The organism is Mesorhizobium delmotii (assembly GCF_900149755.1).
In the GTDB taxonomy this organism is placed as follows: Bacteria; Pseudomonadota; Alphaproteobacteria; order Rhizobiales; family Rhizobiaceae; genus Mesorhizobium; species Mesorhizobium delmotii.
Genome location: NZ_FUIG01000013.1, coordinates 633306 through 654436, shown reverse-complemented (window position 1 = coordinate 654436; position 21131 = coordinate 633306). Strand labels below are relative to the sequence as shown.

19 protein-coding genes and 1 pseudogene are annotated in these 21131 nt (G+C 63.0%); 9 read left to right on the top strand and 11 right to left on the bottom strand.

Translation table 11 applies throughout. The features are described from left to right. Nucleotide 1 precedes the first annotated feature (1 nt). The 5 genes from fdhF (at nt 2) to BQ8482_RS04610 (ending at nt 4818) form a co-directional block, all read left to right on the top strand. Nucleotides 2–2878 (top strand): formate dehydrogenase subunit alpha, encoded by a 2877-nt coding sequence (gene fdhF, locus BQ8482_RS04630; RefSeq protein ID WP_123146450.1) that lies wholly within the window; start codon nt 2–4, stop codon nt 2876–2878. A gap of 3 nt (nt 2879–2881) precedes the next feature. Continuing rightward, the gene (fdhD, locus tag BQ8482_RS04625; RefSeq protein WP_123146449.1) at nt 2882–3712 is read left to right on the top strand and encodes a formate dehydrogenase accessory sulfurtransferase FdhD; all 831 of its coding nucleotides are present in this window, start codon (nt 2882–2884) and stop codon (nt 3710–3712) included. Continuing rightward, complete coding sequence (locus tag BQ8482_RS04620) at nt 3702–4049, top strand: formate dehydrogenase subunit delta (protein WP_123146448.1); 348 nt, start codon at nt 3702–3704, stop codon at nt 4047–4049. Before fdhD ends, BQ8482_RS04620 begins: the two co-directional genes overlap by 11 nt. 126 nt (nt 4050–4175) lie before the next feature. Then, the gene (locus BQ8482_RS04615) at nt 4176–4412 is read left to right on the top strand and encodes an alpha/beta fold hydrolase (RefSeq protein ID WP_244602614.1); all 237 of its coding nucleotides are present in this window, start codon (nt 4176–4178) and stop codon (nt 4410–4412) included. Nucleotides 4413–4455: 43 nt separating this feature from the next. Then, entirely contained in the window at nt 4456–4818 is a 363-nt protein-coding gene (locus tag BQ8482_RS04610; RefSeq protein WP_123146447.1) for a nuclear transport factor 2 family protein, read from the top strand. A gap of 153 nt (nt 4819–4971) precedes the next feature. Here BQ8482_RS04610 and BQ8482_RS04605 read toward each other — a convergent pair whose 3' ends face one another. The 7 genes from BQ8482_RS04605 to BQ8482_RS04570 form a co-directional block, all read right to left on the bottom strand. Continuing rightward, complete coding sequence (locus BQ8482_RS04605; RefSeq protein WP_123146446.1) at nt 4972–6399, bottom strand: gamma-aminobutyraldehyde dehydrogenase; 1428 nt, start codon at nt 6397–6399, stop codon at nt 4972–4974. Nucleotides 6400–6428: 29 nt separating this feature from the next. Continuing rightward, entirely contained in the window at nt 6429–7244 is an 816-nt protein-coding gene (locus BQ8482_RS04600) for an ABC transporter permease (RefSeq protein ID WP_123146445.1), read from the bottom strand. After that, nucleotides 7234–8199, bottom strand: coding sequence for an ABC transporter permease (locus tag BQ8482_RS04595; RefSeq protein ID WP_123146444.1), 966 nt, complete (start codon nt 8197–8199; stop codon nt 7234–7236). The genes BQ8482_RS04600 and BQ8482_RS04595 overlap by 11 nt, the downstream gene beginning before the upstream one ends. Nucleotides 8200–8434: 235 nt before the next feature. Beyond that, on the bottom strand, nt 8435–9433 hold the full coding sequence (locus tag BQ8482_RS04585; protein ID WP_123146443.1) for an ABC transporter ATP-binding protein: 999 nt from the start codon (nt 9431–9433) through the stop codon (nt 8435–8437). A 214-nt stretch (nt 9434–9647) separates the two neighbouring features. Continuing rightward, on the bottom strand, nt 9648–10802 hold the full coding sequence (locus tag BQ8482_RS04580; RefSeq protein ID WP_123146442.1) for an ABC transporter substrate-binding protein: 1155 nt from the start codon (nt 10800–10802) through the stop codon (nt 9648–9650). 180 nt (nt 10803–10982) lie between these two features. Continuing rightward, on the bottom strand, nt 10983–11909 hold the full coding sequence (locus BQ8482_RS04575; RefSeq protein WP_123146441.1) for a LysR family transcriptional regulator: 927 nt from the start codon (nt 11907–11909) through the stop codon (nt 10983–10985). 65 nt (nt 11910–11974) lie between these two features. Next, nucleotides 11975–12751 carry a DeoR/GlpR family DNA-binding transcription regulator gene (locus BQ8482_RS04570; RefSeq protein ID WP_123146440.1) on the bottom strand — a complete coding sequence of 259 codons (777 nt, stop codon included), beginning with the start codon at nt 12749–12751 and terminating at the stop codon, nt 11975–11977. 427 nt (nt 12752–13178) lie between these two features. Here BQ8482_RS04570 and BQ8482_RS04565 point away from each other — a divergent pair, with 427 nt between their 5' ends. Then, on the top strand, nt 13179–14063 hold the full coding sequence (locus tag BQ8482_RS04565) for a phosphotransferase family protein (protein ID WP_123146439.1): 885 nt from the start codon (nt 13179–13181) through the stop codon (nt 14061–14063). Then, nucleotides 14060–16513, top strand: coding sequence for a GcvT family protein (locus BQ8482_RS04560; protein ID WP_123146438.1), 2454 nt, complete (start codon nt 14060–14062; stop codon nt 16511–16513). Before BQ8482_RS04565 ends, BQ8482_RS04560 begins: the two co-directional genes overlap by 4 nt. A gap of 1 nt (nt 16514) precedes the next feature. Here BQ8482_RS04560 and BQ8482_RS40260 read toward each other — a convergent pair. Further along, nucleotides 16515–16648: pseudogene (locus BQ8482_RS40260) on the bottom strand (class I SAM-dependent DNA methyltransferase); the annotation flags it as partial. A 156-nt stretch (nt 16649–16804) separates the two neighbouring features. On the opposite strand from BQ8482_RS40260, the gene BQ8482_RS04550 reads away from it, so the two are divergent. Beyond that, a complete protein-coding gene (locus BQ8482_RS04550; protein WP_123146437.1) occupies nt 16805–17800 on the top strand; it encodes a class I SAM-dependent methyltransferase in 996 nt (331 codons plus the stop codon). Between the two features lie 262 nt (nt 17801–18062). On the opposite strand, the gene BQ8482_RS04545 is transcribed toward BQ8482_RS04550, so the two are convergent. Beyond that, complete coding sequence (locus tag BQ8482_RS04545; protein ID WP_123147377.1) at nt 18063–18695, bottom strand: class I SAM-dependent DNA methyltransferase; 633 nt, start codon at nt 18693–18695, stop codon at nt 18063–18065. A gap of 158 nt (nt 18696–18853) precedes the next feature. Between BQ8482_RS04545 and BQ8482_RS04540 the strand changes: the two genes are divergently transcribed. Then, entirely contained in the window at nt 18854–19756 is a 903-nt protein-coding gene (locus BQ8482_RS04540; RefSeq protein ID WP_123147378.1) for a phosphotransferase family protein, read from the top strand. A gap of 40 nt (nt 19757–19796) precedes the next feature. On the opposite strand, the gene BQ8482_RS04535 is transcribed toward BQ8482_RS04540, so the two are convergent. Further along, nucleotides 19797–20717 carry a DMT family transporter gene (locus BQ8482_RS04535; RefSeq protein ID WP_123146436.1) on the bottom strand — a complete coding sequence of 307 codons (921 nt, stop codon included), beginning with the start codon at nt 20715–20717 and terminating at the stop codon, nt 19797–19799. 140 nt (nt 20718–20857) lie between these two features. Beyond that, nucleotides 20858–21112, bottom strand: coding sequence for a hypothetical protein (locus BQ8482_RS04530; protein WP_123146435.1), 255 nt, complete (start codon nt 21110–21112; stop codon nt 20858–20860). Between the last annotated feature and the right edge of the window lie 19 nt (nt 21113–21131).

Here is a 21131-nt window from a genome sequence, read left to right as displayed (position 1 = left end):
CATGGGTCTCGTTCAGGAAATCGACTACGGCACACCGGCTTCGACCGCCGAGAAGCAGGTGACGCTGACCGTCGACGGCTTCACCGTCACCGTGCCGGAAGGCACCTCGATCATGCGCGCCTCGATGGAAGCAGGCATCGCCATTCCAAAACTCTGCGCCACTGACATGGTCGACGCCTTCGGTTCCTGTCGGCTCTGCCTGGTCGAGATCGACGGCCGCAACGGCACGCCCTCCTCCTGCACGACGCCGGTGGCGTCGGGTATGGTCGTGCACACCCAGACCGGAAGGCTGAAGGACATCCGCCGCGGCGTGATGGAGCTCTACATCTCCGATCATCCGCTCGACTGCCTGACCTGTGCTGCCAATGGCGACTGCGAATTGCAGACGCAGGCCGGCGTCGTCGGCCTGCGCGACGTGCGCTACGGCTATGAGGGCGACAACCACGTTTTCAAGAAGAACGACGGCGCAGAAAACTTCAAATGGATGGCGAAGGACGAGTCCAACCCGTACTTCACCTATGATCCGTCGAAATGCATCGTCTGCTCGCGCTGCGTGCGCGCCTGCGAGGAAGTGCAAGGCACCTTCGCGCTGACCATCGAGGGCCGCGGCTTCGAAAGCCGAGTGTCGCCCGGCATGCATCAGCTGTTCATCGACAGCGAATGCGTGTCCTGCGGCGCCTGCGTGCAGGCCTGTCCGACAGCGACGCTTTCCGAGAAATCGGTGATCAAGATCGGCCAGCCGGAGCATTCGGTGGTCACCACCTGCGCCTATTGCGGCGTCGGCTGCTCGTTCAAGGCCGAAATGCGCGGCGACGAGCTGGTGCGCATGGTGCCCTACAAGGACGGCAAGGCCAACCGCGGCCATAGCTGCGTCAAGGGACGTTTTGCCTACGGCTACTCGACCCACAAGGAGCGCATCCTCAATCCGATGATCCGTGAAAAGGTCACCGATCCATGGCGCGAAGTGTCGTGGGAAGAAGCGCTCGCCCATACTGCCAACGAATTCCGCCGCATCCAGTACCAGTATGGCCGCACCTCGATCGGCGGCATCACCTCGTCGCGCTGCACGAACGAGGAAACCTATCTGGTGCAGAAGCTGATCCGCCAAGGTTTCCGCAACAACAATGTCGATACCTGCGCCCGCGTCTGCCATTCGCCGACCGGCTATGGCCTTGGCCAGACCTTCGGCACTTCGGCAGGCACGCAGGATTTCGATTCGATCGAGCAAACCGACGTGGTAATGATCATCGGTGCCAATCCGACCGACGCGCATCCGGTATTTGCGTCGCGCATGAAGAAGCGGTTGCGCAAGGGCGCCAAGCTGATCGTGCTCGACCCGCGCCGCACCGACATCGTGCGCTCGGCCCATATCGAGGCGCAGCATCATCTGCCGCTGAAGCCCGGCACCAATGTCGCCGTGGTCACCGCGCTTGCGCATGTGATCGTCACCGAAGGCCTGTTCGACGAAGCTTTCATCCGCGAGCGCTGCGACTGGGACGAGTTCCAGGACTGGGCATCGTTCGTGGCGCTACCGGAAAACAGCCCGGAAGTCGTCGGACAGCTTGCCAATGTCGATCCCGAAGAGATCCGCGGCGCCGCACGGCTGTTTGCCACCGGCGGCAATGGCGCGATCTATTACGGCCTCGGCGTGACCGAGCACAGCCAGGGTTCGACCACCGTCATCGCCATCGCCAACCTCGCCATGGCGACCGGCAATATCGGCCGGCCGGGCGTCGGCGTGAACCCACTGCGCGGCCAGAACAATGTGCAGGGCTCCTGCGACATGGGCTCGTTCCCGCATGAGCTGCCCGGCTATCGTCACGTCTCCGGCGATGCGGTGCGCGACATCTATGAGAGCCTGTGGGGCGTCAAGCTCGACGACGAGCCCGGTCTGCGCATCCCCAATATGCTGGACGCCGCCGTCGACGGCTCGTTCAAGGGCCTCTATGTGCAAGGCGAGGACATTTTGCAGTCCGATCCCGATACCAAGCATGTCGCCGCGGGCCTTGCCGCGATGGAATGTGTCGTCGTGCACGATCTCTTCCTCAATGAGACCGCCAACTATGCGCATGTCTTCCTGCCCGGCTCGACTTTCCTCGAGAAGGACGGCACCTTCACCAATGCCGAGCGCCGCATCAATCGCGTGCGCAAGGTGATGGCGCCGAAGAACGGGCTGGCCGACTGGGAAGTGACGCAGAAGCTCGCACAGACGATGGGGCTTGACTGGAATTACCAGCATCCGTCGGAAATCATGGACGAGATCGCCAAGACGACTCCGAGCTTCGCCAAGGTTTCCTTTGACTATCTGGACAAGATGGGCTCGGTGCAGTGGCCGTGCAACGAGCAGGCGCCGGAAGGTACGCCGATCATGCATATCAGCGGCTTCGTGCGCGGCAAGGGCAAGTTCATCCGCACCGAATATGTCGCGACCGACGAGAGGACGGGACCGCGCTTCCCGCTGCTGCTGACCACCGGCCGCATCCTGTCGCAGTACAATGTCGGCGCGCAGACCAGGCGTACCGACAATATCATGTGGCATAGCGAGGACCGGCTCGAGATCCACCCGCATGACGCCGAAAACCGCGGCCTGCGCGACGGTGACTGGGTCCGACTGACCAGCCGCTCCGGCGAGACGACGCTGCGCGCGCTGATCACCGACAAGGTGTCGCCGGGCGTGGTCTATACAACGTTCCACCATCCGGACACGCAGGCCAACGTCATCACCACCGACTTCTCCGACTGGGCGACCAACTGCCCGGAATACAAGGTGACGGCGGTGCAGGTCGGCGCGTCCAACGGACCGTCGGAATGGCAGCTCGACTATGACGAGCAGGCCCGCAACAGCCGTCGCATCGCGACCTTGGAAGCAGCGGAGTAATCTTTGAGCGCGCGCCGCAAAGCCACGACGCAGATCTCGCGGCTGGCACACCGCGCCGGCGGCACTGTGGCCGCCAACCGGATGGTGCCGGAAGAGACGCCGGTGGCGTTCTCCTTTGCCGGCACCACCCATGCGGTGATGATGGCAAGTCCAGCCGATTTCGAGGATTTCGCGCTCGGCTTCTCGCTGACCGAGGGCATTATCGCCGACCGGCAAGAAATTGAGGCGATCGAAGTCGAAGATCACGGCGCCGGCATCGACATCCAGATCAGGCTCAAAGACCAGGCCAATACGCGGTTCGAGGCGCGGCGCCGGCGGCTGGCCGGACCGGTCGGCTGCGGGCTGTGCGGCATCGAGTCGATCGAGGAGGCGATGCGCTCGGTCGAGACGGTCGGTTCGTCAAAACTTACGCTTGCGGCGAACGACATCGTCCGTTCGGTCAAGCTTTTGTCGAGAGTGCAGCCGCTGCATGCCGAGACCGGCGCCGTCCACGCCGCCGGTTTTTATATCTCCGGCAAGGGCATCGTCATGGCGCGCGAGGATGTCGGCCGTCATAACGCGCTCGACAAGCTGGCCGGCGCGCTAGCCAAAGCCGGCATCGATGGCACCTTGGGTGCCGTCGTGGTGACATCGCGCGTTTCGGTCGAGATGGTGCAGAAGACGGCGGCGATCGGCGCTGCGTTCATCATCGCCGTTTCGGCGCCGACGGCACTTGCCATCCGCACCGCCGAGGACGCCGGCATGACGCTGGTGGCTTTGGTGCGCGGCAATGATTTCGATATCTTCACCCACCCCGAACGGGTGGTTTCCGGAGTTGCCAAGCATGTCGCATGACGAAGGCCACATCATGAGCACCAGCGAGAAGCTGGTCCGCATGGCCAATCAGATCGCCGCCTTTTTTCACTCCAAGCCGCGCGAGGAAGGCATTGCCGGCGTCGCCGAGCATATCAACAAGTTCTGGGAACCGAGGATGCGGCGGCAGTTGTTCGAAATGCTGGACGGCGGTTGCGAAGGCTTCAACGATCTTGTCGTGGCCGCCTCGGCAAGGATCAAGCGGCCGGCTGCACCGGAAGCAGTGGGCTTCCGCGCCGATGCCGGGGGCATCGTTCCAGGCGGCAAAGGCCCTGGGGCCGGTGAGTCGAATGCCGGGATCGCCGCTTCGCAGAAGTAGTCAGCAAACGTGCCTTTCATGGCCCATACGCTTGCATTCCCATCTTCTAAAGTTTGATCTGCCGTAGGCGTCGCGCCTCTGCTATGTTGAGCGACCAGAAATCGTCGGGCCGGGCGGACAAATCTCGTGAGGCCTATCGAAACGCGATACGCCCGAAGTGGCGACGTGCGGATCGCCTATCAGGTGGTCGGCCAGGGATCGTTCGATCTCGTTTTCGTGCCGGGCTTCATTTCCAATCTCGACCTGCACTGGGAAGACGAAGGCTACAGCCGGCTGCTGAAGCGGCTTTCAGCCTTCTCGCGGCTGATCCTGTTCGACAAGCGCGGCACCGGCCTGTCGGACCGCATCGATACCCGCTTCTGATCATCAACCGCCCGATCGTGAAGACGGGCACGTGGAGGATAAAATGCCGACCAAGACACAGCCAGTGAATGGCGCGGCGATCAAGAATGCGATCGAAGGCCGTGACGGAAAAATGCTCGCGAGCTTCTATGCCGATGACGCGCTGGTGCGGGTGATCGACCGCAACAATCCGCCAAGCAAGCCCCGCGAAATTCGCGGACGCGCGGCGATCAGCACATTCTGGGACGACATCTGCAGCCGGGCGATGACCCACAAGGTCGACACCACCATCGCCGACGGCAACAACCTCGCCTTCACCCAGGCATGCGCCTATCCGGACGGCACGAAAGTGTTCTGCGCGGCGATGCTGGAGCTGAAGGACGGCCAGATTGCGCGGCAGACCGTCGTGCAGGCATGGGACGAGTGAGGCGGTAGCGATGTCAGCGCCAGGTGGCAGATCGATGCCGGCAGGCAGATGAGGGGCGGAACCAGCTGAGCAAGACCTGTGCTGCCCCTTCATCCGGCCCTTCGGGCAACCTTCTCACCGTCAACGGGCCGTCAACGGGGAGAAGGGAAGGCGCTACCCGTGCGCCACCATCACATGGCGGACAGCGGTATAATCCTCCAGTGCATAAAGCGACATGTCCTTGCCGTAGCCGGACTGTTTCAGCCCGCCATGCGGCATCTCATTGGTCAGCATGAAGTGGGTGTTGATCCAGGTGCAGCCATATTGCAGCCGGGCAGCCGTCGCCATGGCGCGCGAAACGTCCTTCGTCCATACTGACGATGCCAAGCCGTAGTCGCTGTCATTCGCCCAGTTCACCGCCTCGTCGACCTCGGAAAAGCGAGTGACGGAGACAACCGGGCCGAACACTTCGCGGCGCACGATCTCGTCTTCCTGCAGCGCGCCGGCGACGACGGTCGGCTGGTAGAAGAAGCCGGAGCCTTCGCCCGGCTTGCCGCCGGTGGTGATCTCGATGTGCTTCAGCTCCGAGGCGCGTTCGACGAAGCTCGAAACGCGGTCGCGCTGGCGGCGTGAGATGAGCGGCCCGATCTCGTTCTCGGTGTCGTCGGGGCGGTTGTATTTGATGGTCGAGACGGCCGAGGAAAGGTCGGCGACGAGCTTTTCGTAGATCTTCTTGCCGGCATAGATGCGGCAGGCGGCAGTGCAGTCCTGCCCGGCATTGTAGTAGCCGAAGGCGCGCAGGCCATTGATCACCGCGCCGAGGTCGGCATCGTCGAAGACGATGACCGGCGCCTTGCCGCCGAGTTCGAGATGCGTGCGCTTGACCGATTTGGCTGCGGCCTGCAGCACCTTCTTGCCGGTGGCGACGTCGCCGGTGATCGAAATCATGTTGACTTTCGGGTGGTTGATCAGCGTGTTGCCGACGCTGTCGCCGCGGCCGAGCACGACATTGACGACACCGTCCGGCAGGATTCCAGCGAGGATCTTCGCCAGCTTCAGCGAGGTCAGCGGCGTCTGCTCCGACGGCTTGAAGACGACGGTGTTGCCGCCGGCAATCGCCGGCGCCAGCTTCCAGGCCATCATCATCAGCGGATAGTTCCATGGCGCGATCGAGGCGACGACACCGATGGCATCGCGGCGGACCATCGAAGTGTGACCAGGAATGTATTCGCCGGCGACCTGGCCGGGCATCGAGCGGACAGCGCCGGCAAAGAAGCGGTAGCAGTCGACGATCGCCGGGATTTCGTCGTTGAGCACGGCATTGATCGGCTTGCCGCAATTGAGCGCCTCGAGTGCCGCGAAATCCTTTGCGTCGGCCTCGATGCGATCGGCGATCTTCAGGAGATAACCCGAGCGCTGCGCCGGCGTGGTGCGCGACCAGGTGACGAAGGCCTTTTGGGCGGCAAGCACTGCTGCCTCGATCTGCGCCTGGCTGGCTTCAGGCAGGTTGAGGATAGTCGCTCCGGTCTTCGGATTGAGGATCGGCTCCTCGGTTTCGGTGCCCTTCTCGAATTTCGAGCCGATCAGCATCTTTGTGTCCATGGAAGTCTCTCCCTTATGGATTCTTGACGTCATTTGCCCGAACCGGCGATCTGGTCGCCGTCGCGGGTCAGGTAGTAGGCAAGGAGGATGGGCAGCAGCGTCACCAGCACGACGACCATGGCCACGACATTGGTGACTGGGCGCTGGCGCGGACGGATCAGTTCCTCCAGCATCCAGATCGGCAGCGTCTGCTGCTGGCCGGCGGTGAAGGTGGTGACGATGACCTCGTCGAACGACAGCGCGAAGGCGAGCATGCCGCCGGCGAGCAGCGCGGTGGCGATATTGGGCAGCACGACATGGCGGAAGGTCTGGAAGCCGTCAGCGCCCAGATCCATCGATGCCTCGATCATCGAACCGGAGGTGCGGCGAAAGCGGGCGACTGCGTTGTTGTAGACAACGACGACGCAGAAGGTGGCGTGGCCGAGCACGATCGTCCAGAACGAGAACGGAATCTCGGCCAGCGAAAAGGCCGAACGCAGCGCGATGCCGGTGATGATGCCGGGCAGCGCGATGGGCAGGATGACCAGCAGCGAGATGGTTTCGCGGCCAAAGAACCGTGTTCGCGACACGGCCGCCGCGCAGAGCGTGCCAAGGACCAGGGCGACGGCGGTCGAGATGGCGGCGACACGGACCGACAGCGACAGCGCTTCCCACACGTCGGGGCGGTTCCAGGTGACGGCGAACCACTGCGTCGTCAGCCCCGGCGGCGGCCAGACGAAGCTCTTTTCCTCAGTCGTGAAGGCATAGATAAAGATCAGGAGGATCGGCAGATGCAGGAACAGCAGGGCCCAGGCGGCGGCGATCTTCAGGCCAAGAGGGGCGGATTGTGAGCCATCAGAGCGCATCGAAGGCCCCCATGCGCTTGGCGCCCCAGAGGTAGAAACCCATGATGACGATGGGCACCACGGTGAAGGCGGCGGCGAGCGGAATATTGCCGGCGGTGCCCTGCTGCGAATAGACGGCCTGGCCGATGAAAAGCCGCGAGGTGCCGATGATCTGCGGGATGATGTAATCGCCCAGCGTCAGCGAGAAGGTGAAGATCGAGCCGGCGACGATGCCCGGCAGCGCCAGCGGGAACAGCACGTTGCGGAAGGTCTGGCCGGGCGAGGCGCCAAGGTCCGATGAGGCCTCGACCAGATTGCCGGGCACGCGCTCAAGTGCCGCCTGCACCGGCAGGATCATGAAGGGCAGCCAGACATAGACGAAGACGATGAAGGTGCCGGTGGACGACACCGACAGAGAATTGCCGCCGACGATCGGCAGCGACAGCCAGCCATCGAGCAGCCATAGGAAATGCAGCTTGGCGAGCAGCCAGGTCAGGATGCCTTCCTTGGCGAGGATGAGCTTCCAGGCGTAGATCTTGACCAGATAGCTCGACCATAGCGGCAGCATGATGCCGAGATAAAACAGCGCCTTCCAGCGGCCGCGCGCATAGCGCGCCGCGTAATAGGCGATGGGGAAGGCGATGACCGCCGAGGCGAGCGTGACCAGGGCCGCCATCGTCACCGTGCGCAGGATGATGTCGAGATTGGCGGCCTGCAGCAGGTCGCCATAGGTCTTCAGCGTGAACTGCCGGTTGATGAGGCCGGAGAATTCGTCGATGGAGAAAAAACTCTGCAAGAGCAGCGCGAACAGCGAGCCAATATAGACGATGCCGAGCCACAGCACCGGCGGCAGCAGCATCAAGAGCAGCAACAGCTTCGGCTTGCGCCAGAACAGGTCCGACAGCGCGCCGTGCAGGCCGCCGGCGCGAGGAAGGAGGGCTGGGGCAGGTTTTGCCTGGGTCGCGGTCAGAGTCATGGTTTCTTCGACAGGTCGCGTTCCTTCGCGCCCCCCTCTGTCCTGCCGGACGTCTCCCCCACTTGGGGGGAGATCGGCAGCTTCGCCTGCAGCACCTCTTCTGCAACGTTGAGGATTGGCGAAAGTGGTCGCGACAGCCGATCTCCCCCCTCGTGGGGGAGATGTCCGGCAGGACAGAGGGGGGCGCCGTGAAGCGCCGCACTTGGCCTGTCAGCCAAGACTTTCCTCAGCGCCATCATGCCGGCTCGTCCATCAAATGCAGGTGCTCGCGGTTGAAGGTGAGCACGACCGTCTCACCTTCCTTCGGCAATGTCGCACCGGCCGGCACGATCGCATGCAGCCTCAGCCCGTCGGCGTCGAGCGCCAGTCTTGTCGTGGCGCCGAGATAATTGGTCGAGACGAGACGAGCGGCAACGCCGTCGCCCTTGGCCGCCCGGCCGATGCGAATGGATTCAGGCCGCAGGCTGCCCCAGCGATGCTGGCCGGAATAACGCTGGACGAAGTCTGGCGGCAGCACATTGGACGAGCCGACGAAATCGGCGACGAAGCGCGTCTTCGGGCGCTGGTAGATGTCCTCCGGCGTGCCGATCTGCATGATCTTACCGTCGTTGAAGACGGCGACGCGATCGGCCATCGAAAGGGCCTCGCCCTGGTCGTGGGTGACGAAGACGAAGGTGATGCCGAGCGCCTTCTGCAGCGACTTCAGCTCCTCCTGCATGTTCTCGCGCAGCTTGAGGTCGAGCGCGCCAAGCGGCTCGTCGAGCAAAAGCACCTTGGGCTGGTTGACCAGGGCGCGGGCGAGCGCGACGCGCTGGCGCTGGCCGCCGGAAAGCTGGCCGGGACGGCGGGCACCGTAGCCAGGAAGCCGCACCAGAGACAATGCCTCCTCGGCCGCCTTCTGCCGCTCGAGCTTGCCGACGCCCTTGACCATCAGCCCGTAGGCGACATTGTCGAGCACGTTCAGATGCGGAAACAGCGCGTAGTCCTGGAAGACGGTGTTGACGTTGCGGCGATAGGGCGGAACGCCTTCGGCACGTTCGCCGAAGATGGAGATCGAGCCCGATGTCGGCTGCTCGAAGCCGGCGATCAGACGTAGGCAGGTTGTCTTGCCGGAGCCCGAAGGTCCAAGCATGGCAAAGAACTCGCCCGGCACGATGTCGAGATCGACCATATCGACGGCGCGCACGCTGCCGAAATGGCGCGAGACTTTTTGGAAGGAAACGGCTGCTGTCATGGGCTGTCAGTCTGTTGCCGGTTTGATGTGTTGACATCGCCGGCGCCGCCACGGATAGCGGGCGGGGCCAGCGAACTTGCGCGACGCCCTACCTCCCCCTTGTGGGGAGGTCGCGGCGAAGCCGCGGGTGGGGTTATTTGGCAAGAACTGCCGAGCGGACCCCCACCCCGACGCTGCGCGTCGACCCTCCCCACAAGGGGGAGGGTAAGGGAACTCACCGTCCGCCAATGACGCCGATATAGTCCGACACCCAGCGATAGTAAGGCACGCACTGATCGTTCTGGGTGGCGCACTTCGACACCGGCGTCTTCCAGAACTTGATCTTTTCGAAATTGTCGTAGCCGTTGGTCTTGCAGCCTTCGTCACCGAGCAGTTCGTTGCCCTTGCAGGCAGCCGGCACCACCGGCAGCGAGCCGAACCAGGCGGAGACATCGCCCTGCACTTTCGGCGACAGCGAATGCTCCAGCCACATATAGGCGCAGTTCGGGTTGGCCGCCTCGGCCGCCAGCATGGTGGTGTCGGCCCAGCCGGTGACGCCTTCCTGGGGAACGGTCGAAGCGACCGGCTTCTTGGCGGCAGCCAGCGTGTTGACCTGGTAGGGCCATGAACCGGAAGCAATGACGCCTTCGTTCTGGAAATCGTCGACCTGGATGGCGGCGTCATGCCAGTAGCGTCCGACCAGCGTGCGCTGGACGCGCAAGAGATCGAGAGCGGCCTTGTACTGATCCTCGGTCAGCTCGTAGGGATCCTTGATACCAAGCTCCGGCTTGTGAAACATCAGATAGTTGGCCGCATCGGCGATGTGGATCGGCCCGTCATAAGCTTGGACGCGGCCTTTATTCGACTTGCCGTCGGGCAAGGTCATCTCCTCGAAGACCACGTTCCAGCTCTTCGGCGCTTCCTTGAACACCTCGGTGTTGTACATCAGCACATTCGGTCCCCACTGGTAGGGGACGCCGTAGTGGACGCCGCCAACAGTGAACCACGGCGCATCCTTCAGCCGGTCGTCGACCGTGTTCCAGCTCGGGATGAGACCGGTGTTGATCGGCTGGACCCGCTTGCCGGCGACGAGGCGCAGCGAAGCGTCGCCCGAGGCGGTAACGAGGTCGAAGCCGCCCTCGTTCATCAGCGCGACCATCTCGTCGGATGTGTTGGCGGTTTTGATGTTGACCTTGCAGCCTGTGTCCTTCTCGAAGGACGTGACCCAGTCGTAGCCCTTGTCGGTTTCGCCGCGCTCGATGTAGCCGGGCCAGGCGACGATGTTGACCTGGCCTTCGCCCTTGCCGAGTTCCGTCACCTGAGCGATCGCCTGGCCGGAGAAGGTCAGCGCGACCGTCAATGCAGTGCATGACTTCAGGATTGAATTCATCGTCGATCTCCCATTTTGGCGGATGACCCCGAAAACCGGTTCCGGTTTTCGGAAGGAACATGCGCGACTCTAAGGGCGCCGCACTGTCGTGGCGGCTTGGTCCCGATCATGAAGGTGCTGTGAAATTTCCGGTTTCGCAAATTCATTTATCAGAAAGGCGATATCGGTTTTTCCGATAGATTAACGTCCAATCTTCTCCGGCCGCTGACGGACCATGCGCTGGGACTGGGCAAGCCCGATGAAGTCGCGTGCGGCCTGCGGCAGGCCGGAGCCGCGCCGCCAGACCATGCCGACCTGGACCACCGGCAAGGAGCCCGAAATATCGCGCGATTCGATGCGGTCGCCTTCGAGCGACCATGGCCGGTAGACGAGGTCGGGCAGCAACGCCACACCGGCGCCGGTGGCGACGAGGCTGCGCACCGCTTCGACAGAGCGGGTGCGGAAGGCGACATGCGGCTTGGCGCCGATCGCCGCCAGCAGTTTTCCGGTATTCTCTTCGATCTCGTCGACGGTCAGCATGATCAGCGGCTCCGAGGCGATGTCGCCAATGCCGATGATGTCGGCGCCGGCCAGCGGGTGGCCGAGCGGCAGCCATAGCCGGTAGGCCGAGACTTCGAGAATTTCGGACTGCAAGGCGGTGCGGTCGCGCAGGTTCGAGGTGACCATAACGGCGATGTCGAGCTTGCCGCCGATCAGGAGATGTTCGAGGTAATCGCCATTGTCCTCGATGGCCGAGATCTCGACGCCCGGATAGGCGCGACGATAGCGGGCGAGAAGGTCGGACAGCACATAGCCGGCGACCAGCGAGGTGACACCGAGCTGCAGCCGGCCGCCCGCCGCCGCTTGCTCGCCGAAGAAGGCGCGGCGCGCATCGGAAACGTCGGCAAGGATCTTTGTCGCGTGGCGCAGGAACTGATGGCCCTTGTGGGTGATGTTGAGGCCGCGCGGATGGCGCTCGAACAGTTCGACGCCGAGATCGCCTTCGAGCTCCTTGATCGCCTCGGTGACCGACGATTGCGAGATGGACAGGTTCTGGGCGGCGCCAGACACCGTGCCTTGCTCGGCGACGGCGATGAAGAACTGCAATTGACGGATTGTGAAGGCCATGACCGGACTAAACACCGGGACGGTAAGGAAGAAAAGCCGCCCACCGCTTTACTGCTCTGGTCAGATCAGATCCCGCTTTCGTCGCCGACAATGCTGAGCCGTGCGCCCGCCTGGGCTAGGGCGGCGGCGATGGCGCGCGGCGGCGAACGGTCGGTGGCAAGTTCGGAAAAACCGTCGAAGCCGCAGACCTGGACCAGGCCTTGGCGGCCGAACTTGGTGTGGTCGGTGACGACAAGCGAGCGCTGGCCGCGCGACAGCACCATGCGGGCGAATTCCGCCTCTTCCAGATCATAGTCCATGACGCCGGTGACGGCATCGACCGCGCCGGTGGAGATCACCGCATGGCTAACGGAAAAGCGGCTGACGAATTCGATCGCCGAGACGCCGAAGGCGGCGCCCGAATCGCTGCGCAATTCGCCACCGGCCATGTAGACCTTGTTGCCGTTGACGGTGGCCAGCGTGCGGGCGATGTCGGAGGAATTGGTAACCACCGTCAACCGCCGGTGGCCGAGCAGCTCGCGGGCCAGGAAAGAGGTGGTGGTGCCGGTGTCGAGCATGATCGATTCGCCGTCGCGGATGGTCGCGGCAACCATGCGGGCGATGGCGCGCTTGGCATCGGCATTCTCGCGCATGCGCCGCTCGAACGGCGCCTCGCCGGCCATCGACGGCAGGCCGACTGCGCCATGCATCTTCAGGATCGAACCGTCACTGGTCAGCGGCTTGACGTCGCGGCGCACGGTCTCCAGCGAGACGCCCAGCCGGTCGGCCAGACTGGCGATGGTGACAGTGCCCTCTTCCTGCAAGAGACGCAGAATTTCGCCATGCCGCTTCGAATGGATCATCGGGTTCGCCCAATCGGATTGTTGCGCTGCTGACCGCTTCTAAGGCAAATCGGCCACAGCTTACAAGAATTCCTTGTGGTTTCGGGCAAAAAGCCACAAGTTTTCGTTGACAAGCCGGATCACATGGCGTGACACTGGCTTGGTGACAGGCTCGGAACTGCCACGGGAGAACGATGGCAGGGCCGCACCAAAATTCGCCTGCCCGAACGGCTGGAAAGTCGTCTGGCGCAAGGGAAAAGGAATTTTTCGAATCCGCGGGGGCGGATGCCGGAGTCGAAGAACCCGGCACAGGGGCTCGTCGGTGCGGTGCGGGATACCGATCCCGGGATCCCGCACCGACGAGATCTTCGCATTGCTCCCTCCTGCCGGCCGCCATCATTGTGTCGCCCGCGGCACCTTGACCCCCCGCGCAACGAGGGATGAACCTGTGACCGCAGAGGACCGCATCCGCGCCTTGCCCTGCTGGACCGGCAGCATCGAGATCGCGCCGCTGCCGGGCGGCTTGAGCAACGCCAACTATCTGGTCGAGGACGCCGCCGGGCGGCATGTCGTGCGCTTTGGCCAGGACTTTCCGTTCCATCACGTCTTTCGCGAGCGCGAAGTGATGACCGCGCGCGCGGCGCACGCCGCCGGCTTCGCGCCAGCGGTCCATTATTCCGAGCCCGGCATTTTGGTGACGGAATTTCTCGGCGCCAAGACCTATGTCGCGGAAGACGTACGCGCTAATATCGGCCGCGTCGCCGCCCTGATGCGCGGCTTCCATCGCGAGATGCCGAATCATGTCTCCGGCGCCGGCTTCATGTTCTGGGTGTTCCATGTCATCCGCGACTATGCGCGCACGCTGGAGGAAGCCGGCAGCCGCATGCGAAGCGAGTTGCCGCGGCTGCTGACGCTTGCGGACGAACTCGAACGGGCGCAAAAACTGCTGCCGATCGTCTTCGGTCACAATGACCTTTTGCCGGCTAATATCCTCGACGACGGCCACAGGCTGTGGCTGATCGATTTTGAGTATGCCGGCTTCAACACGGCGATGTTCGACCTTGCCGGTGTCGCCTCGAACGCCAGCATGAACGACGAGGAGTCATTCGCCTTCCTGACCGCCTATTTCATGAAGGAGCCGGATGAGGCGATCCGCCGCTCACATGCGGCCATGCAATGCGCATCGCTGCTGCGCGAGGCGATGTGGAGCATGGTTTCCGAACTTTATCTCGACGCGCCCGGCATCGACTACGTCGCCTATACCGACGAAAACCTGAAGCGGCTCGATGCCGCGCTGGAAAACTACAGAACGAAATACGGACAGAGATCATGACATTGCCCGCCCACGCCGAGATCGTCGTCATCGGCGGCGGCATCATCGGCTGTTCAACGGCCTATCATCTGGCGCGTGACCACAAGGCCGATGTCGTACTTTTGGAACAGGGCAAGCTGACTTCGGGCTCCACCTGGCATGCGGCGGGGCTGGTCGGGCAGTTGCGCTCGTCGGCCTCTATCACCCGCGTGCTCAAATATTCGGTCGATCTCTACAAGGGGCTGGAAGCCGAAACCGGGCTGGCCACCGGCTGGAAGATGACCGGGTGCCTCAGGCTCGCCACCAATGCCGACCGCTGGATCGAGTACAAGAGGCTGGCGACGACGGCGAAAAGCTTCGGCATGGATATGCAGTTGCTGTCACCGGCCGAGGTCAAGGCAATGTGGCCGCTGCTGGAAACCGGCGATCTCGTTGGCGCCAGTTGGCTGCCGACCGACGGCCAGGCAAGCCCTTCGGACATCACGCAGTCGCTGGCCAAAGGCACTCGCATGCACGGTGCCAGGCTGTTCGAGGATATCCGCGTCACCGGCTTCGACATGCAGGATGGCCGCATCACCGCGGTGAAGACCAACAAGGGCGATATCGCCTGCGACAAGGTGGTGAACTGTGCCGGGCAATGGGCGCGCCAGGTGGGCACCCTAGCCGGCATCAATGTGCCGCTGCAGCCGGTCAAGCACCAGTACATCATCACCGAAAGAATAGACGGGTTGGGGACCGATGCGCCGACGATCCGCGACCCCGACCGGCGCATCTATTTCAAGGAGGAGGTCGGCGGGCTGGTGATGGGCGGCTATGAGCCGAACCCGCAAGCCTGGACGACCGATCTTCCCGGCGGTGATGTCCCTGATGACTGGGAGTTCCGGCTGTTCGACGACGATTACGATCATTTCGAGCAGCATATGAACCAGGCGATCGCGCGGGTTCCGGCGCTCGAAACCGTCGGCGTCAAGCAGATGATCAACGGGCCGGAGAGTTTCACGCCGGACGGCAATTTCATTCTCGGCGTGGCACCCGAATGCGCCAACATGTTCGTCGGCGCCGGCTTCAACGCCTTCGGCATCGCGGCGGGCGGCGGTGCCGGCTGGGTGCTGGCGCAGTGGGCGGTCGACGGCGAGGCGCCACTCGATCTGTGGGTGGTCGATATCAGACGCTTTTCCGACCTGCACCGCGACCGGCCATGGGTCCGCGACCGCACGCTGGAAGCCTATGGCAAGCACTATACGATCGGCTTCCCGAATGAGGAGTATGTCACGGGCCGGCCACGGATCGTGTCACCGCTCTATGAACGGCTGCAAAAGCAGCGCGCCGTGTTCGGCTCCAAACTCGGTTGGGAGCGGCCGAACTGGTTTGCGCCGGAAGGCGTCGAGCCGAAGGACATCTATTCGATGGGCCGGCAGAGCTGGTTCGCTCCGGTCGGCGACGAGCACCGGCACGTTCGTGAGAACGTCGGTATCTTCGACCAGTCGTCCTTCGCCAAATTCGAACTGAGCGGCGCCGACGCGCTGAAGGCGCTTGACTGGATCTGCGCCAACGATGTCGCCAAGCCGGTCGGCCGGCTGACCTACACGCAGCTTCTCAACACGCGCGGCGGTATCGAGGCCGATCTGACCGTGGCTCGGCTCGGCGAAGAACGATTCTACGTCGTCACCGGCACCGGTTTTAGGACGCATGACTTCTCGTGGATCGGCGACCATGTCGGCAAGGAGCTCGACGTGACGCTCACCGATGTCACCGAGGATTTCGGCACGCTGTCGCTGATGGGGCCGCGCGCCCGCGACGTGCTGGCTGCGGTGACCGGTGCGGACGTGTCGAACACCGCTTTCCCGTTCGGACATGTGCGGGAAATCTCCATCGCCGGCCACACAGTTCGGGCGCTGCGCGTCACCTATGTCGGCGAGCTCGGCTGGGAGCTGCATGTGCCGATCGCGGCTGCGGGCGAAATCTTCGACGCGCTGATGGCGGCGGGCGAGGAGCACAGCATCCGCCCGGTCGGCTACCGGGCGCTGGAATCGCTGCGGCTGGAAAAAGGCTACCGCGCTTGGGGCTCCGACATCACGCCCAACGACACGCCGCAGGAGGCCGGCCTCGGCTGGGCGGTGAAGCTTCGGAAGAATACAGATTTTCTCGGGCGGCGGGCGCTGGAAGAGATCGGCGGCGCGGCCTTGAAAAAACGCTTTGCCGGCTTCACGGTCGATGATTGCGAGATCGTGCTGCTCGGGCGCGAAACGATCCTGCGCAACAGCGAGCCGGTCGGCTACCTGACCAGCGGCGGCTATGGCTACACGGTCGGCAAGAACATCGGCTACGGCTATGTGCGCAACGCCGACGGCGTCAGCGACGATTTCCTTGCCTGCGGCGACTACGAGCTGGTGGTGGCGATGGAGCGGACGCCGGCAAAAATCCATCTCGAGCCGCTTTACGACCCGGCGGGAGCAAGAATCAGAGCCTAGATCAGCTCACGCGCAGAACGAGGCCGCGGCTCGGCACGGTGTCCGCCTCGCCCGGCATGGAGACATAGGGCGACGTCTCCTCGGCACGCGTGACGACGCGCTTCGCCTCGAAGTGGCGATCCGTGCGGAAAAGCCGGCGCCTATAAGCACTGAGCTTGAGTCCGTACGTCAGATCGAGAACCGCTCTAGGGTTACTGAGGATAACATCCTATTCACTTTTCCTGAAACTTGTCTAGCGTTTCCCCTGGAGTCTACACGTTCGAGACTGTTTTTCTATGACGAGGGCACAATATGCAAATAAACGAAATCAAGGAGAAAAAGCAGAAGATTATCGAAAGGTTCGGCCCCTGGACGGCAGGTTCCATCCATCTGGCCGATCAAATTGACACGTTCGATGAGCCGCACTGGGACGCCCGATTGAGGCGCTTCGTGCAGATCGCTGCAGATCTTGCGGGGAAGCCGTTGGAGAAGCTTCGCGTTCTGGACCTGGCGTGTCTCGAGGGGCAATACGGGATCGAGTTCGCGCTCCATGGGGCCGACGTGCTCGCCATCGAGGGTCGGGAGGCGAACCTTGAGAAGGTGCACTTCGCTAAGGAGGTACTCTCCCTGGACAACCTCGAACTCGCCCTAAATGACGTGCGCAACCTCGACGAGGAGCGCCATGGTCGTTTCGATGTTGTTCTATGTTTGGGGATCCTTTATCACTTGGATGCTCCGGATGTCATGGACTTCGTGGAGAGAATCTCGAAGGTTTGCGGAAAGATATCAATAATCGATACCCATATCAGCCTCAGCGACGAAGCGTCGTACACTTGGAAGGGGAAGACCTACTGGGGCAGGTATGGCAAGGAACACGATACTGATGCGACCTCCGAGGAGAAGCTGGCAGAGCTCTGGAACTCGCTCGACAACCCGAAGGCCTTCCTCTTCACGCGTGCATCGCTCTGCAACCTACTCCGACACGTGGGCTTCACGTCCGTCTACGAGTGCTTGAACCCCTACGAGTATCATAATCCCAACTGGCCGCTGGCTGCAGAAGGGGACAGGCATGTCGTCTGGAGGGATCGCATCACCCTGGTTGCTATCAAAGGGCGGAGTCAGCCACTGCTCTCCTCGCCCATTACGGACGCATCGCCCGAGATCGATCGCCCCGAAAGGCCAGAGTATATCGAGCAGCTCCCGTGCATTCCCGGAGTGTCGCGCAGAAGGTCGAGAGGTCTGCGGTCGCGATTGAGCAGGTTCCTGCCCGGCCCTGTGAAGGCAGTGCTGAGGAGGATAATCCAATGAAATGTCGGACAGACGGCGGCGTTGACGCACCTTCACCGACGGCTGCAAGCCGCCTGACTTCCCCGGAGGCGTAAAGGAGGTCGGCTCTTGGGCACTTTTGATACTGCTGGCGAAGTCGGAAATAAGCCCAGTTCGGGGCAACATGTTGCTTGTAAACTCGGGCTGTCAATTGTCTAGCCGCGGCCAAATTGGCTTCGCCAGCAGTATCACTTTTGGTGACATCGAGCGCACGGGAACCTTAACGAGGGGAATGGAAGAATGATCAGTTCACGCGCAGAACGAGGCCGCGGCTGGGCACGGTGTCCGCCTCGCCCGGCATGGAGACATAGGGCGACGTCTCCTCGGCACGTGTGACGACGCCCTTCGCCTCGAGGTCGGCGATCCGCGCGGCAAAACCGGCGTCCCACAGCGTGTTCTTGACCGTCAGCACGATTATCCCGCCCGGCCGGCAAATGCGGATCAGTTCGTCGAGCCCCTCGGCACCGACATGGCCCGAGGTGAAGACGCCGGCCGATATGATCCCGGCATAGGCATTATCGGCGAAAGGCAGCGGGCCGCCGAGCGCCAGGCAGTGAAGCGCCGAATAGACACCCTTACGCTCCGCTTTGGCCAGCATGCCCGCCGAGATGTCGAGTGCCTCGACCTGCGGATAGCCCGCGATCTTCAGCCACTCGCCGATGAGCCCGGTGCCGGCACCGGCATCGAGGAGCGGTGCCGCGCCGAGCGGCAAGTGGCGGGCAAGCAGGGCGAGGCAGATGGTCGGATGGCGATAACCGGCCGCCGACATGTCGGCGTCGTAGGTGTCGGACCAGCGGTCGTAGAGCGCCGCCACTTCTTCAGGCCGCTTCGCTGCATAGGCCGCGGCGAGCGCGCCTTCATTTTTCCTGTCCGCCATCGCAGTCCCGTCCGCAAAATCAAAGTGCAGCAGCGTCCTTCCGCGTCCGACAGGACCGTGCGGCGCTGGAGTGAATCGCATGCCGCCGATGATAGCCAAACGGCGAAATTTGTGGAACCGTCGTGGCCACAAATAAAGACGCAAAGAGGGCGGAAGCGATGGTGGACGAGGAAGCACGTGCGGCGCTTGCAGCCATTCCGGGGCTGGCCGGTTACGAGGGACCCTTGGAGCGGCTTGGCGGCCTCACCAACCTCGTCTTCAGGGCTGGAGATGTCTGCCTGCGGATTCCCGGCAAAGGCACCGAGGAGTATATCAATCGCGCCAACGAGGCGGTGGCGGCGCGGGAAGCCGCCAAGGCCGGCGTCAGCCCCGAGCTGCTGCATGTCGACGGCGAGACAGGCGTGATGGTGACGCGTTTCGTCGTCGGCGCCGAGACGATGTCGCCGGAAAAGTTCAAGACCCGGCCGGGTAGTCCGGCGCGCGCCGGCAAGGCCTTCCGCAGGCTGCATACATCCGGCGCGGTGTTTCCCTTCCGCTTCGAGCTTTTTGCGATGATCGACGATTATCTGAAGGTGTTGTCGACCAAGGACGTCGCCCTGCCCGCCGGCTACCACGACGTCGTACGCGAGGCGGAAACCGTGCGCTCGGCGCTTGCCGCGCATCCCCTGCCTCTCGTCGCCTGCCACTGCGATCCGCTGTGCGAAAACTTCCTCGATACGGGCGACAGGATGTGGATCGTCGACTGGGAATATTCCGGCATGAACGATCCGCTCTGGGATCTCGGCGACCTCAGCGTCGAAGGACAGTTTGATACGGCGCAGGAGGAAGAGATGATGGGCGCTTATTTCGGTGGCGAGCCGACACCGGCGGCGCGCGGCCGCATCGTCATCTACAAGGCGATGTGCGATCTCTTGTGGACGCTGTGGGGGCTGATCCAGCTTGCCAACAGCAATCCGGTCGACGATTTCCGCGCCTATGCCGACGGTCGCTTTTCACGCTGCAGGACGCTAGTGGAGACGGCCGACTTCACAAGGCATCTGGCGGCGGTGCGCGCAGGTTAGCACAAAAATCTGAACTTTAAAGGTACCAGAAATCTGGACTCTAGTTGACGCCTTTCGGCACGTTTTCGGGCGGCACCGTGTCAACCACTTTCTGGCGATGGAAGATGAACAGGCCGGCCAGCACGATGATGCCCGAGCCGATCAGGATGCGCGGGCCGGGCATGTCGCCGAAGAAGGCCAGCCCGAAGATGACGGCCCACAGCAGCAGGCTGTAATGCAGCGGCGCCAGCGTCGAGGCGGGCGCCAGCTTGAGCGCCCTGGTGATCATCAGATGCGCGCCGCAGGAGACGATGCCAAGAAGCAGCATGGCGCCGAAATCGAGCGAGGACGGCGTCTGCCAGTTGCCGATGGTGAGAAACCCGCCGACCAGCAATGTGCCGATGGTTTGCCAGGTGACCAACGAGGTGTCGCTGGTGCCACGCAACCGCCGGTTGAGGATAATGGCGAAGGCGAATGAAATGCTGCCGGCCAGCGCGAAGGTCGATGACAGCGAAAACGCGGCCGAGGACGGTTTGAGCATGATCAGCACGCCGCAAAAGCCGACCAGGATCGCCATCCAGCGACGCCAGCCGACCTTTTCGCCGAGCAACAGGTGGGACAGCGCCGCCACGTAGATCGGTCCGGCCATGTAGAAGCTCATGACGTCGGCGAGCGGCAGGTAGACGACGGCGGCATAGAACAGCGCCGTGTCGAGGGTGGTCATGACGACGCGCAAGACCTGCAGTTCCAGGCGCTCCATGCGGAACAGTTTGGCCGCACCTTGACGCGCGACCATCGGGCCGAGCACGAAAAAGGCGCCCATGGAACGGATCAGCACGACCTGGCCGACGGAAAAGCTGGTGACCAGCCATTTGCCCATCGCATCGTTCAACGCAAACAGGAAATCGCCGGCCAGCATCAGCAGAATGCCGGCCAAAAGCACGTTCCTGATCGTCGAATTCTGGGCTGGTGGCTGTGCCATGCCGATGTCGCTTCCTCCCGCATGCAAACTCGGTAAGCAGCGTCGTAGACGCAAGCAGCCGCTTTGACGAGCGGAAAACGGGAAGCCGGCCAGACCAGGGGCCGGAAATCGGCTGGGCCTGTACGGAAGATCGGAACGGCTTACTTTGGCCGTGGCCGAATGATGACCGGACGATAGATCACCGGCCGGTCCCAGGGATCGAAAACCGACGCACTTCTCAGCTCAGCGCGGCGCGCCAGGTCGATGCGCTGCAGACATTCGGCGAAGGCATCATTTTTTCTGACGAAGCCGTAGGACCGGCATTTCGCCTCGTCCGCGGCACGACGGTCTTCGGCCGTCATGCAGCCTGCACAGGTCGCCGCCAACGCGACCACCGTCGCCGTCTTGTACCACATGGTGGCCTCCTCGACATAA